Source organism: Blautia sp. HCP3S3_C4, assembly GCF_052064095.1.
Taxonomy (GTDB): Bacteria; Bacillota; Clostridia; order Lachnospirales; family Lachnospiraceae; genus Blautia_A.
This window is the reverse complement of sequence record NZ_JBQHWF010000014.1, coordinates 55,759-71,112: the sequence shown is the minus strand read 5'-3', so window position 1 is coordinate 71,112 and position 15,354 is coordinate 55,759. Positions and strand designations below refer to the sequence as shown.

The 15,354-nt window shown below is 43.3% G+C and carries 8 protein-coding genes; 7 read left to right on the top strand and 1 reads right to left on the bottom strand.

Annotation, left to right across the window (positions count from 1 at the left end; genetic code table 11):
- Positions 1-113 precede the first annotated feature (113 nt).
- From ACTNC6_RS12680 to ACTNC6_RS12665, 4 genes are all read left to right on the top strand, one after another.
- Positions 114-410 carry a DUF1292 domain-containing protein gene (locus ACTNC6_RS12680; protein ID WP_441044264.1) on the top strand — a complete coding sequence of 99 codons (297 nt, stop codon included), beginning with the start codon at positions 114-116 and terminating at the stop codon, positions 408-410.
- A 141-nt stretch (positions 411-551) separates the two neighbouring features.
- On the top strand, positions 552-1,676 hold the full coding sequence (locus ACTNC6_RS12675) for a DUF362 domain-containing protein (protein WP_019160386.1): 1,125 nt from the start codon (positions 552-554) through the stop codon (positions 1,674-1,676).
- 70 nt (positions 1,677-1,746) lie between these two features.
- Positions 1,747-2,697 carry a nucleoside hydrolase gene (locus ACTNC6_RS12670; RefSeq protein WP_441035186.1) on the top strand — a complete coding sequence of 317 codons (951 nt, stop codon included), beginning with the start codon at positions 1,747-1,749 and terminating at the stop codon, positions 2,695-2,697.
- Between the two features lie 22 nt (positions 2,698-2,719).
- Positions 2,720-3,679 (top strand): exonuclease domain-containing protein, encoded by a 960-nt coding sequence (locus ACTNC6_RS12665; RefSeq protein WP_441035184.1) that lies wholly within the window; start codon positions 2,720-2,722, stop codon positions 3,677-3,679.
- Here ACTNC6_RS12665 and ACTNC6_RS12660 read toward each other — a convergent pair.
- Positions 3,650-4,894 carry a D-alanyl-D-alanine carboxypeptidase family protein gene (locus ACTNC6_RS12660; protein WP_441044263.1) on the bottom strand — a complete coding sequence of 415 codons (1,245 nt, stop codon included), beginning with the start codon at positions 4,892-4,894 and terminating at the stop codon, positions 3,650-3,652. The two genes, ACTNC6_RS12665 and ACTNC6_RS12660, sit on opposite strands and share 30 nt — an antisense overlap.
- Positions 4,895-5,400: 506 nt before the next feature.
- Here ACTNC6_RS12660 and ileS point away from each other — a divergent pair.
- From ileS to ACTNC6_RS12645, 3 genes are all read left to right on the top strand, one after another.
- Positions 5,401-8,556 (top strand): isoleucine--tRNA ligase, encoded by a 3,156-nt coding sequence (ileS, locus tag ACTNC6_RS12655; protein ID WP_441044262.1) that lies wholly within the window; start codon positions 5,401-5,403, stop codon positions 8,554-8,556.
- 30 nt (positions 8,557-8,586) lie between these two features.
- A complete protein-coding gene (locus ACTNC6_RS12650; RefSeq protein WP_441044261.1) occupies positions 8,587-11,049 on the top strand; it encodes a glycogen/starch/alpha-glucan phosphorylase in 2,463 nt (820 codons plus the stop codon).
- A 259-nt stretch (positions 11,050-11,308) separates the two neighbouring features.
- Positions 11,309-15,343, top strand: a complete 4,035-nt coding sequence (locus ACTNC6_RS12645; protein ID WP_441044260.1) for a hypothetical protein — start codon at positions 11,309-11,311, stop codon at positions 15,341-15,343.
- Positions 15,344-15,354: the final 11 nt, after the last annotated feature.

The window sequence follows — 15,354 nt, the reverse complement described above, 5'->3', positions numbered from 1 at the left end:
CTAACAGGTTTTGCTAAAATGTGGGATAGCAACACCGGAAATGACAGGAGCGTTAGGAACTGCTTTGGGGCGGCGCAATTATTATTAATTTTTATAAAGGAAAAGAGGAAAAAATGAGCGAGAATAAGGAAGAAATAAAAACAGAAATTTCTGCAGACAATACAGCATCAGAATACGAAGTGATCAATATCCCCATCTCTGATGGAACAGAACGGGAATTTGCCATTATGGATACCTTTGAAGTGGAAGGTCAGAGCTATATGGCAGTATCTCTGATCGAAGGAGATGAGATTCAGGAGGGTGTTTATATTTACCGTTACCAGAATGCAGAAGACGGAGATGTGATCGTGGAGAAGATCACTGCACCTGCAGAGTATAAGAAAGTTTCCAAAGCATATGAACAGATGTAGTTACTGAGAACAAAGGGAACAGTAACCGGATGAAAGAGATTTCTGAAAAAATGTGATGGTATGAATTTCATAATTGACAGACATGTGATATGATAAATAAATAATAAGATTGAGATCATAATTAGCAGGAGGGAACGACAAATGGAAAAATCAACAGTTTATTTTACGGATTTTAGATGCCCGGTTGGCACCAGCCAGATTGACAAGCTGAAAAAGCTTTGTATTGCAGCCGGAATCAGGAATATTGATATGGAAGGCAAGTTTGTAGCGATCAAGATGCATTTTGGTGAGCTGGGAAATCTGGCTTTCCTTCGTCCGAACTATGCAAAGGCAGTGGCAGATCTGTGCAAAGAGCAGGGCGGACTGCCCTTTCTGACAGACTGCAATACTCTGTATCCGGGCAGCAGAAAAAATGCACTGGAGCATCTGGACTGTGCAAATCTGAATGGCTTTAATACAATTACAACAGGCTGCCAGATCATTATCGGTGATGGACTTCGCGGAACAGACGAGGTAGAGGTGCCGGTGGCAAACGGAGAATACTGTGAGACAGCCCTGATTGGGCGTGCCATTATGGATGCGGATATTTTTATCAGCCTTACACACTTCAAGGGACATGAGGCTACCGGATTTGGCGGAACCATCAAGAATATCGGAATGGGCTGCGGAAGCCGTGCAGGCAAAATGAAACAGCATGCCAGCGGTAAACCGGCTATCAATGAAGACCTTTGCCGTGGATGCCGCCGCTGCGCAAAGGAATGCGGAAGTGATGCCATTACATATCAGGATAAGAAGGCAGTGATCGATTATGATAAGTGCAAAGGCTGCGGACGCTGTATCGGTGCATGTAATTATGATGCAGTTTATAATCCTAACAGTGATGCCAATGAGCTTCTGGACAGAAAAATGGCAGAATATGCACAGGCAGTCTGTCATGACCGTCCGTGCTTCCATATTTCACTGGTACAGGATGTGAGCCCCAACTGTGACTGCCATGGAGAAAATGATGCACCAATCCTTCCTAATATCGGAATGTTTGCAAGTTTTGACCCTATTGCATTGGATCAGGCCTGTGCAGATGCCTGTCTGAAGGCAAAACCACTGGATAACAGTCAGCTTGGAGATCATCTGGCAGAGCCGGGATGGCACTGTCACCACGACCACTTCAAGGACTCCAATCCTAATATTGAGTGGAAAGCAACCCTGGATCAGGGAGAAAAGATTGGCCTTGGAAGCCGCGAATATGAATTGAAAATTTTAAAATAAAAATCTTAAAATAAAGAACTTAAAATAAAAAGCCAGGATTAACAACAGATGATCCGGAAAGAGAGTGATTATGGAAAAAAGAAAAATCATTATGGATTGCGACCCCGGTGTAGATGATGCTATAGCGCTGGCCTATGCAGCTGCCCATCCGGAAGCCTTTGAGCTTCTGGCAGTAACCTCTGTAACAGGAAATCAGACAATAGATAAGGTGACAAGGAATGCACTGGATCTGGTATCCCTTTACAGGCTTTCTATTCCTGTGGCAAGAGGAGCAGAAACTCCCCTGCTGAGAGATCCGCAGCCGGCATCTGACTATCATGGTGCCAATGGTCTGGGAAACGTGGAAATCCCCAGATCTCAGGAGGATGTAGTAGAGGAAAGTGCAGCCTTTTTTATGAAAAAGCTTATTTCAGAGCTTCCTGAAGGCGAGAATATCACACTGATCTGTACAGCACCTCTCACCAATGTAGCATTACTTCTCAAGGTATTCCCTGAGGTAAAGGAGAAAATCCAGGAGATTCTGCTTATGGGTGGAGCTGTAGCAGGAGGAAATGTAACTGCTTCTGCAGAGTTCAATATTTATGAAGACCCGGAATCTGCCAGAATCGTATTCCGTTCAGGAATCCCTGTGGTAATGTGCGGTCTGGATGCTACTGAGAAATGTGCACTGACAGCTTCCCAGGTAGAGAAAATGTGCCAGTCCAATAACAGGATCGCCAGATTCTGCGGGGATATGGCAGGCTATAGTCTGGCAAACGGCAACAAATACAGAGGAAAGGTAAGCATTCATGATGCTGTGCCTTTTATGTATCTGACCCATCCGGAGCTTTTTGTGGCAAAGAAGGCAGTGCTGGATGTGGAATGCTCTGACTGTGCATCCAGAGGCAGAACCATCTGTGACTTCCGCTGGTGGCAGCATGAGGAAAGTGAAGAGAATGTGGTACTCATGGATGCAGACGGAGCCAGATTCCAGGAATATCTGATAGAGGCTATTTATGAGTTAGGAGAGAAGCTGCAGTGAAAAAACTGCAGGGAATGATTGCATGAATTATATTGTCTTTGATCTGGAATGGAACCAGAGTCCTGATGGAAAGAAAAACCGCAATGAAAAGCTGCCCTTTGAGATCATAGAGATCGGGGCAGTGAAGGTAAACAGCAAAAAGGAAATCACAGACAGCTTTCATCGTCTGATTCGGCCTCAGGTATATAACAGGATCCACAGCAGCATCCATGAGGTGATCCATATGGATTACAGAGATCTGCTGGACGGGGTATCCTTTGAGCAGGCAGCAGGAGAATTCCTGGAGTGGTGCGGTAGGGACTGGTATTTCTTTACCTGGGGAAATCAGGATGTGATGGAACTTCAGAGAAATATGAAATTTTATAAAATGCTGGATCAGCTTCCCGGGCCTGTAACCTATTATGATGTACAGAAGCTTTACAGTATTACCTGGGATGACGGGGATTCCCGGTGTGCACTGGAGCATGCCATTGATGAGCTTCGCATTGAGAAAAAATATGGCTTTCACAGAGCACTTGCGGATGCCTACTATACAGCAGAAGTGCTGAAAAGGATCAGCAACATTATGATCATCAATCATCCTTCTCTGGATGTGTATCAGAATCCAAAGAAGAAAAAGGACGAAATCTTTATTTCCTATCCGGATTATGATAAGTATGTATTCAGAGAGTTTGTCGACAGAGAACGGATCATGAAGGACAGAGGCGTGGCCGGCACTCTCTGCCCCATGTGTCACAAACCTGCCAGGCGCAAGATCCGCTGGTTCATGAATAATCCCAGAGTTTATTACAGTGTTTCTGCCTGCGGAGAGCACGGGCTGATCAAGGGGAAAATCCGGATTCATAAGACGGACGAGAACAAATACTTTGCAGTGAAGACTCTGCGGTTTACAGATACAAAAGAAACGGAGGAGCTCCGTGAGAGAAAGGAGCTCCTCCGTCAGAAACGACAATTAAAGAGAAGTCTGGAGAAGGAGATCTGAAAGGATCTCCTTTTCATATTGCATACCGTAGCCAACCATGTGGTCATCCAGATAATATTTACTCTTAATACGCTTAGAGCCTACAGAATTGTTGAGAACCCACTGCTTTTTGGTCAGGGTGCCGGTGTCTGTTCCTGTGGGGACAGTAACATACACATGCCTGATATAATGGAAGAGACTGGTGTTTCCATTGTCTTTCAGCAGATATTTCTCGCAGGGGAGAAATGGAGTTGTCACAGGATCCGGATCCACATTTAAATCGGCTTTTTCAAAATTATTAAATCCGTAATCCAGCAGAGAGGCAGTGTCCGGAAAAGCACCGTTTGTGGAATTAAGGACCACTGCAATGAGGATGGAGTTTCCTCTTTTGGCATAGGTGACCAGGGTATTTCCTGCGTTAGTGGTATATCCGGTCTTGCCGCCCAGGACTCCGTCATAGGCATAGGACTGCCCTGCCAGCATCTTGTGATGGTTCAGCAGATAACGGGTTTCCGGCTGCTTGTTGGTAGGGGGAATCTCGTAGGTCTGGGTGGTGACGAATTTACGGAACAGAGGATTGTACCAGGCTGCCTTGGCAATCTTCATCATGTCACTGGCAGTGGTATAATGCTTCTCATCATGGAGACCATTGGGATTATTAAAATGTGTGTGTTTACAGCCGAGCTGTGCAGCTCTCTGGTTCATCAGCTCAACGAACTTCTTTACAGAACCGCTGGTTTTCTCGGCCAGTGCCAAAGCCATTTCATTGGCAGATTCCAGCATCAGTGCCATCACAGCCTGTTCTACAGTAAAGACCTCCCCGGTTTCTGCATAAATGGTAGAGCTTCCGGCCTCAATGCCGTAGGCAGCAGCCTCGGACATAGTGAGACTGTCATTCATATCCAGATTCTCACAGACCAGCAGTGCAGTCATGATTTTGGTAATACTTGCAGGATATAGCTTATTATCTGCATTTTTGGAATACAGGACAGTGTCTGTGACTGCATCCATAAGAACAGCAGATTCTCCCTCAATATTAGGTCCTGCAGGCCAGCCCTTGATAGAGTCTGTATCTGCAGCCTGGGAGTAGGTGGAGGAATGCTCCGGCGCAGCCGTAACCTGTGCAGCTGTATTCTCCGATGCATAAATAATTCCCGGCTGGGAAAAAAGAAGTCCTCCGCAGAGAAGGGCAGACATGCCTTGCTTTATGATTTTATAAAAATTTCCTTTAAACATATGAAGTGTAATCCTTTATCTGATAAATAATGGTGATACGGTTCGTTCCTGACAGCATATTTTACCCCATTATAGCATTATTTACAACGTCTGTGTAAAATTAAATGATAGTATTTTATATAACTATAAATATAAGAAAAAACACTTGACATCCTGAAAAATAAGCCCTTATAATAAACTTCATGGAAACGCTGCGGTTTACCATACCGTGGCCATAATAACCACAAAGACAAAGATGGAGACAGTAACCTGTAGAGGAAAGCAGCAGCGAGCCGGAGATGGTGGGAGTCCGGTGCAAGTAAATGCAGGAGAAGATCACTCCGGAGTTTCAGTTCCCAGGGGCATTGCGCCGTGTAAGAGCTGACGGTAATCCCCGTTAGAGGATGCATGTATCGGCAGTGACGCCCGTACCGTGTAACAGGTGGTATAACGAAAGTAGAGAAACCTTCGTCCTTTTACAAAAAGGGCGATTTTTTTATTATCAGAAGAAATAGGAGGAAACAGCTGTGTACCAGAAAGTTGATACGAATCTTAATTTCGTAGACCGTGAGAAAAAGGTCGAAGAATTCTGGAAAGAGAACCATATCTTTGAGAAAAGTATGGAAAACAGAAAAGAAGGAGAAACCTATACATTTTATGACGGGCCGCCTACCGCTAACGGTAAACCCCACATCGGCCATGTACTGACCCGTGTAATCAAGGACATGATCCCCAGATACCGTACAATGAAGGGCTACATGGTTCCGCGTAAAGCAGGTTGGGACACCCACGGACTTCCGGTAGAACTGGAAGTAGAGAAGAAGCTTGGTCTGGATGGCAAAGAGCAGATCGAAGAATACGGTATGGAGCCATTCATCAAGCAGTGTAAAGAAAGCGTCTGGAAATACAAAGGAATGTGGGAGGATTTCTCCTCTACCGTTGGTTTCTGGGCTGACATGGAACATCCATATGTAACCTACTATGATGACTATATTGAATCCGAATGGTGGGCACTGAAAGAGATCTGGAATAAGAAGCTTCTCTACAAAGGCTTCAAGATCGTTCCTTACTGTCCAAGATGTGGTACCCCTCTTTCCGCACAGGAAGTATCCCAGGGATACAAAACTGTAAAAGAGCGCTCCGCAGTGGTAAGATTCAAGGTTGTTGGTGAAGACGCATACTTCCTTGCATGGACAACAACACCGTGGACACTTCCGTCCAACGTTGCACTCTGCGTAAACCCGGATGAGACTTACTGTAAAGTAAAAGCAGCAGACGGATATACCTATTATATGGCAGAAGCACTTCTGGACAAGGTTCTTGGCAAGCTTGCCAAAGAAGAAGGTCAGAAAGCATACGAAATTCTGGAAACCTACAAGGGAACAGATCTGGAATACAAAGAATATGAGCCCCTTTTTGCATGTGCAGGAGAGGCAGCAGCAAAGCAGAAAAAGAAAGCTCATTTCGTAACCTGTGATAACTACGTTACTATGAGTGATGGTACAGGTATCGTTCATATCGCACCTGCATTCGGTGAAGACGATAGCAGAATCGGACGTAACTATGAGCTTCCATTCGTACAGTTCGTAGACGGACAGGGTAACCTGACAAAAGAGACACCATACGCAGGGGTTTTCGTAAAGAAAGCAGACCCTATGGTTCTCACAGATCTGGACAAAGAAGGCAAGCTCTTCGATGCTCCGAAATTCGAGCATGATTATCCACACTGCTGGAGATGTGACACACCACTGATCTACTATGCAAGAGAATCCTGGTTCATCAAGATGACAGCAGTTAAGGATGACCTGATCAGAAATAATAATACTATCAACTGGATCCCTGAGAGCATCGGTAAAGGACGTTTTGGCGACTGGCTGGAAAACGTTCAGGACTGGGGTATCAGCCGTAACCGTTACTGGGGAACACCACTGAACATCTGGCAGTGTGAATGCGGACATATGCATTCCATCGGAAGCCGTCAGGAATTATTTGAGATGAGCGGTGATGAGAAAGCCAAGACAGTAGAGCTTCACCGTCCATACATCGATGAGATCACACTGAAGTGTCCGGAGTGTGGTGGAGAAATGCACCGTGTACCGGAGGTTATTGACTGCTGGTTCGACTCAGGAGCAATGCCTTTTGCACAGCATCATTATCCATTTGAAAACAAAGAATTATTTGAGCAGCAGTTCCCTGCAAACTTTATCTCCGAGGCTGTAGACCAGACCCGTGGATGGTTCTACTCTCTCCTTGCAGAATCCACACTGCTCTTCAACAAAGCACCATACAAGAATGTAATCGTTCTGGGACATGTCCAGGATGAGAACGGACAGAAGATGAGTAAGTCCAAAGGAAACGCAGTTGATCCATTCGATGCATTGAACAAATACGGCGCAGATGCCATCAGATGGTACTTCTACATCAACAGCGCTCCATGGCTTCCAAACCGTTTCCACGGCAAGGCAGTAGTAGAAGGACAGCGTAAATTCATGAGCACACTCTGGAATACTTACGCATTCTTCGTATTATATGCAGATATCGACAACTTCGATCCGACTAAATATGAACTGAACTATGACCAGCTTCCTGTAATGGACAAATGGCTCCTCAGCAGATTAAACACAACAGTTCAGGCAGTAGACAATGATCTGGCAAACTACAAGATTCCGGAAGCAGCAAGAGCACTTCAGGAATTCGTAGATGAGATGAGCAACTGGTATGTCAGAAGAAGCCGTGAACGTTTCTGGGCAAAGGGAATGGAGCAGGATAAGATTAATGCTTACATGACTCTGTACCATGCACTGGTAACAATCGCCAAGACAGCAGCTCCGATGATTCCGTTCATGACAGAAGATATGTATCAGAACCTTGTAAGAAGCGTAGACAAAGATGCTCCGGAAAGTATCCACCTCTGCGACTTCCCGACTGTAAATGAAGCATGGATCGACAAAGATCTGGAAGCAGACATGAAAGAGCTTCTGGAGATCGTAGTTCTGGGACGTGCCTGCAGAAATACTGCAAACATCAAGAACCGTCAGCCAATCGGAACCATGTATGTAAAGGCTGAGAAGAAAATGGGTGAATTCTATACAGATATCATCGCAGATGAGCTGAATGTCAAAGAAGTAAAATTTGCAGATGACGTAGAGTCCTTTATCTCCTACAGCTTCAAACCACAGCTTCGTACAGTAGGACCGAAATACGGCAAACTCCTTGGCGGAATCAGACAGGCTCTCACAGACATCAATGGAACAGCAGCAATGAACGAGCTGAGAACCAACGGTGTCCTGAAACTGGATATTAATGGAAACGATGTAGAACTTACAGAAGAAGACCTTCTTATTGAAACAGCACAGACAGAAGGCTATGTATCCGAATCTGACGGTGAAACATCCGTAGTCCTGGATACCAACCTGACCCCTGAACTGATCGAAGAAGGATTCGTCCGTGAGATCATCAGCAAGATCCAGACCATGAGAAAAGAAGCAGGCTTCGAAGTCATGGACAAGATCGTAGTATATGCTCACGGAAACGATAAGATCCAGGAAGTTATGAAAGCACACGAGGATGAGATCAAATCTGAAGTACTTGCAGATGAAATGGTATTTGGACAGACCGATGGTTATGTGAAAGAGTGGAACATCAACAAAGAAGCTGTAACCATGGGTGTTAAGAAATTATAAGAAACACAAACTATACTAGGGAGGTATAAAATGACAAACGAAATGTTCAAGAAAGAGGCATTTAAAAAAAGTGTCAAAGACAACGTAAAATTCCTCTACCGAAAAACAATTGAAGAAGCTACACAGGAGCAGATTTTCCAGGCTGTAAGCTACACAGTTAAGGACGTTATCATTGATAACTGGCTGGAAACACAGAAAGCTTACGACGAACAGGACCCAAAGATTGTATATTACATGTCCATGGAATTCCTTATGGGACGTGCCCTGGGCAACAATCTCATCAACCTTTGCGGATACGGTGAAGTAAAAGAAGCTCTTGAGGAGCTGGGCTTTGACCTGAACTGCATCGAAGACCAGGAACCGGATCCTGCACTTGGAAACGGTGGTCTGGGAAGACTGGCTGCATGCTTCCTTGATTCCCTGGCAACATTAAACTATGCTGCATATGGCTGTGGAATCCGTTACCATTACGGAATGTTCAAACAGCAGATCAAAGACGGCTACCAGATCGAGGTACCGGATAACTGGCTGAAAAACGGCTATCCTTTCGAACTCCGTCGTCCGGAATATGCCAAGGAAGTACATTTCGGCGGCTATGTAAGAGCAGAATATGATGCTGAAAAGGGTGTTACCAGATTTATCCACGAAGGATACCAGGCAGTAAAAGCTATTCCTTATGATATGCCGATCACAGGCTATGACAATGATGTGGTAAATACTCTCCGTATCTGGGATGCAGAGCCTATCGTAGACTTTGAGCTGGATTCCTTTGACAAGGGTGACTACAAGAAAGCAGTAGAGCAGGAGAACCTTGCCCGCAATATCGTAGAGGTTCTTTATCCAAACGACAATCATTATGCAGGTAAAGAGCTGAGACTGAAACAGCAGTACTTCTTTGTATCTGCCAGCCTTCAGGAAGCAATCGCTAAATATAAGAAGAAACACGATGACATTCATAAATTATATGAAAAAGTAACCTTCCAGATGAACGATACCCATCCAACTGTAGCAGTAGCTGAGTTAATGCGTATCCTCATGGACGAAGAAGGACTTGGCTGGGACGAAGCATGGGAGATCACAACCAAATCCGTTGCCTACACCAACCATACCATCATGTCCGAGGCACTTGAGAAATGGCCAATCGAGCTGTTCTCCAGACTGCTTCCGCGTGTATACCAGATCATCGAGGAAATCAACCGCCGCTTTATCGCAGAGATCCAGGCAAAATATCCTGGCAACTATGAGAAGATCAAAAAGATGGCAATCATCTATGACGGACAGGTGAAGATGGCACATCTGGCAATCGCAGCAGGCTACTCTGTAAACGGTGTTGCCCGTCTGCACACAGAAATCCTGAAGAATCAGGAGCTGAGAGACTTCTATGAAATGATGCCGGAGAAATTTAATAACAAAACCAACGGTATCACCCAGAGACGTTTCCTCCTTCATGCAAACCCGCTTCTGGCAGACTGGATCACAGAGCATATCGGACCGGACTGGATCACAGACCTGTCCCAGTTAAAGAAACTGAAGGTTTATGCAGATGATGAAAAGGCACTCCAGGAATTCATGAATATTAAATTCAAGAATAAAGAGCGCCTGGCTAAATACATCCTGGAGCATAATGGGGTAGAGGTAGATCCTCATTCCATCTTTGATGTACAGGTTAAGAGACTCCATGAGTACAAACGTCAGCTGTTAAATATCCTCCATGTAATTTATCTGTACAACCAGATCAAAATGCATCCGGAAATGGAATTCTATCCAAGAACCTTTATTTTCGGTGCAAAAGCATCTGCAGGCTATGCTACAGCCAAGAAGATCATCAAGCTGATCAACTCCGTGGCAGATGTGGTAAACAACGATGCTTCTATTAATGGAAAGATCAAAGTTGTATTTATTGAAAACTACCGTGTATCCAACGCAGAGATCATCTTTGCGGCAGCAGATGTATCTGAACAGATCTCTACAGCCAGCAAGGAAGCTTCCGGTACAGGTAACATGAAGTTCATGCTCAACGGTGCACCTACACTGGGAACCATGGACGGTGCCAACGTAGAGATCGTAGAGGAAGTAGGTGCAGAAAACGCATTTATTTTCGGATTAAGCTCCGATGAAGTTATCAACTATGAAAACAACGGCGGCTATGATCCAAACGTAATCTACAACACAGACGAAGAAATCCGTCAGGTACTGATGCAGCTCATCAACGGAACCTTCTCCAGCGATACAGAGCTCTTCCGCGACTTGTACGATTCCCTGCTCACCAACAAGAACACAGACAGAGCAGACCGCTACTTCATCCTTGCAGACTTCCGCTCCTACGCAGACGCTCAGAAGCGCGTAGAAGAAGCATACAAAGATGAAAAAGGCTGGGCAAAGAAAGCCCTCCTCAACACCGCCTGCAGCGGCAAATTCACCTCCGACAGAACCATCCAGGAATACGTGGATGATATCTGGCATCTGGATAAGGTGATCGTGAGAAAGAAATAAGTAGATAGAAATACATCATCTTGTGACAATTCCGGAAAACACCCTCAATATGTAACAAATTATGGGGGTATGCAGGAAAAAATCAAGGAAATAAAATGATTCAACACGCAGGAAAATTTAAAAAAATCGTAAAATTCTTAAGCATTACACTTGACAAAAAGTGGTTAAAGCACTATTATTAACCATAACAGACAGATTATGTCTAGGAATCTTTACCCAAAAAGAAAATAGTTATATTAAGGAAAGGGGAACTATAATCATGACAAAGATTAAAAACACAAAGAAGGGCATGGCTAAAAAGACATTAAGTATGTCTCTTGTAGTTGCAATGCTTGCTACTTCTAATGTGCCGGTATGGGCTGCAGAGTTCAGTGACGGTACAGAAGCTGCAGTAACTTCTGAAGTAGAAGCACCTGTAGCAGATACTGCAGACGCATTTACAGATGATGCTGAGACAGAGGCACCTGTAGCAGATACTGCAGCAGATGCAGAGGCAGCAACAGCTGTATCTGAATCTAAAACAGATATTAAACTTTCTCAGACAGGTTGGACTAATCCGGTAAAAGCAAATGGAAAATTCTATGACAAAGATGGTGATGAAGTTTCTGATTTTTATTACACATGGTATGTAGATGGACTTGCTCAGACACCAGCACCTGTTTCAACTTATGATGATTATGGTACATTTGGCATCAAACCATATCAGCCAACTTCCGCAGATGTAGGAAAAAAAGTGACATTACGTATCTATTCTGACAAAGCTGATAATGGTTGGACACCAACAATCGGTAATGATTCTTGGGTATACGAAAGTGCACCAGTTACTGTTACAGCAGTAGATTTAAATACAGATAAAAAAGCGGACAATACAAAACGTGCAAGCCTTATATATTCTGATGCACCTAATCATATGGTAACATATAATGGAAAACCTCAGGCTCCAAATTTAAGCAATGTTACAGCAAAATTCGATGCTGCAGTTGATGATGGCAAACCCGACGGGGAAAAAGTTGCAAGTCTCAAAACAGGAGATTTTGACATTACTTATACTCTTAAAGAAGGTAATGGAACAGATGCAGATTCTGTATTCACAATTACAGCAACACCAAAGGACAAAACACTGTATTCCGGAAGCTTAAATTATGATTACAAGATTGCAGCTAAAGATGCAGCAAACGGTGAGTTCCAAGCATCTATGGTTAAAAATAATATGACATATGAGTATACTGGAAATGTAATCACACCAGCTATCTCAGATGTTAAGGCAACATCAAGCATAACTGGTGGCGCAGCTGTAATTAAATCTGTAAAAGCAGATAAGACAGATGCAGCTGAATTCAAGGCAGATTCTACACATACAGCAAACGTTACATTGGACAGTGCTCCTAACTATACAACAAATACTGTAAGAAGCAACGGTACAAATCTGCAGACAACAAATAGCTATAAAATTACCAAAAGAAATCTTGCAAACGTAAACATCCAGATCAGCAACATCCCATACGATGGAAAAGTATTAACATTCAATGATAAACGTTTTTACGAGGAAGACGCAAAGGGAAATGTTTTAGTACGTAATATCCATTTCTATGACAAGACAACAGGTGAAGAACTGAACCTGAAGATGGGAACCGATTACGATGTTCAGGTATTAGGTGCGCCGACAGCCGGAACTAAGACATATGATCTGGAGATCACAGCAGTTGATACAAAAACGAATCAACCAAAATATGATAACACAACTGGATTCCAGAAGGTGTCCTATACTCTTGGCAATGAAACATTTGCTCATGAAGGATACAAATTAACTGATGGTGCCAAAGCTTATCTTGAAACAGCCGCTACTTATACAGGTAAAGAAAGAGTTATTGATAAATCCCAAGTTGTATTTGTTAAAGCTGATGGAAGCAAACTGTCACCGGAAAACTACGAAGTAGTTGTACAGGGTGTTGATGCCGGAAAGAAAGCCGGAACAGTTATCATCAAAGGTCTGAAGAGCTATGAAGGCTGTGAAGAGATTTATCACTTTGATATCAATGCAGTAAAAGCAAGCGTTAAATTTACTGATAAAGTTCGTTTTGTAAAAGGATATACAAAAGCTTCCCAGTATGCACCAAAGACTACTGTAACTGCAAAGGTTAATGGTAAGGATGTAACACTGGAAGAAGGAAAAGACTATACAGTTTCTTATAAATTTGAGACCACTAACATGATCGGTGAAGTGATTATCGAAACTGTACAGATTACAAACAAAAATTATAAAGGTACTGAGACAGACGATAGCGTATTTGAATCAAAGGGTAAAAATGAGCGTGGCGACAAGATTGTCATCGCTAAGAGAGACCTTTCCAAGTGCACAGTAACTGTAGAGCCTAAATCCTATACTTATACTGGAGCAGTTGTAAAACCAACCCTTAAAGTTATGGATGGAAATGAGCCTCTGACAGAGGGCGTTGACTACGTGATTGAAGGATACAAGAATGCTAAGGATGTAGGAACAGCAACTGTTACTCTTAGGGGATTGGGTGACAATAACAACCCAGCAGATGGTATCTATGACACAGATACTAAATTATCTGCAACTTATGAGATCACAGCTGCAAATGCTGCTGATATTAAAGTTGAATTTGCAGGCGGAAACACAGGAACAATCTACACAGGAAATGTAATCAAACCTACCATCTACAAGGTAACCTTAAACGGAAATGATGTTTCCAAACAGTTTGATTTTGTATATCCAAGCACAAATGTAAACGTTGGAACAGGACATGTAATCCTGAAACCAGTTGCAGGAAACAAGAACTTCACTGGACAGAAGGATGCTGAATTCAAAATCAATGCAAGAGAACTGGAAGGTACTCTGAAAGTATATGATGAGAAAGGTAATCCATATACAGTTAGTATTGACGGATATCTGTGTGACGCTAAAGGAAAAGTATACTTTGCAGTAGACGGAAAACCACATACATTTGCAAAAGCTGTATTTACACCTACCGGAAAATATGCTAAATATGTAACAGAAAACGATTATGAAATCGTTTATGTAGATAATACATACGGAAAATCAGAAAATACTTATGAGGACAGTGAACTTGGCAGAGGTATCGCTCATATTGCAGTAATCGGTAAAGGAAACTTCACTGGTACAAATAAGGTTACTGACTCTACAGGTGCAGTTTACACCACAGTTAAAAATGCTGATTATAAGTTCTATATTAAGAAATATGAAATTATGAAACAGCATGTAACCATCGCTGATGGTGAATATGCAGCAGGACAGCCGGTAAGACCAAATGTTACTGTAACAGTTGGCGGCAAGACTCTTGTTGAAAACCAGGATTACAAACTTACTTACTCTGCAATCTCTGATATCACTAACGGAAAGACCATGAAAGTAACTGTTCACGGTATCAACGGATATAAGGGTGAAGTCAGCGGAACATGGGGCGTTGTAAAGAAAGACATGGCAAATGCACAGGTAGTTCTTGACAAAGCTCAGTACAAGAAAGACGAGAAACCAGCTGTAACTGTATACAACGCAGGCGTTAAAGTAGCAGATACAGAGTACACTGTATCTTATGCAGATGACACTGTAACAGTAACTGCTAACAAGGATTCCAAATACTACACAGGAAGCCAGACAGTTAAAGTTGTACGTGAGGATGAGACAGGAAAGACAATCGGAACACCGGTTATCACAAATGTAAGCATCACAGGAAATAAAGCAACTGTAGTACTTGGTGGAGAATCTGCAAATGCAACCGGTTATGACTATGTAATCTCTGCAGACCGTGACTGCATCACAAACAAGAACTATGGAGCAGTAACAAAGAACCAGGTTAAGACAACAGGAAGCTTTGAATATGTTCAGCAGGGTACTTACTATGCATACTGCCATGCTTGGAAACGTGGAGCTGACGGCAAGAAGGTATTCGGCGAGTGGTCTAATGCATTCCCATTCGTAGTATCTGCCATCACACCGTCCCAGCCGGTAATCACAAGTGTAAAAGCAAAAGGATCTACAGTAACAGTAACCTATACACAGGCATCTGATGCTAAGGGTTATGATGTAGTTCTTGGAACAGCAGCTAAGAAGGTGAACGGAGAAATCCGTCCAGTAAACTATGGCACACTGGTTAAGAAGAACGTTAAAGGAAATGTAGTTAAAGTGACATTCAAGAATGTAGAAAAAGGAACCTACTATGCAGGACTCCATGCATTCAACAGAACATCTGACGACGGCAAGAAAGTATTCAGCCGCTGGTCAAATGTAAAAGCTGTAAGAGTAAAATAATCCCTTTGGGT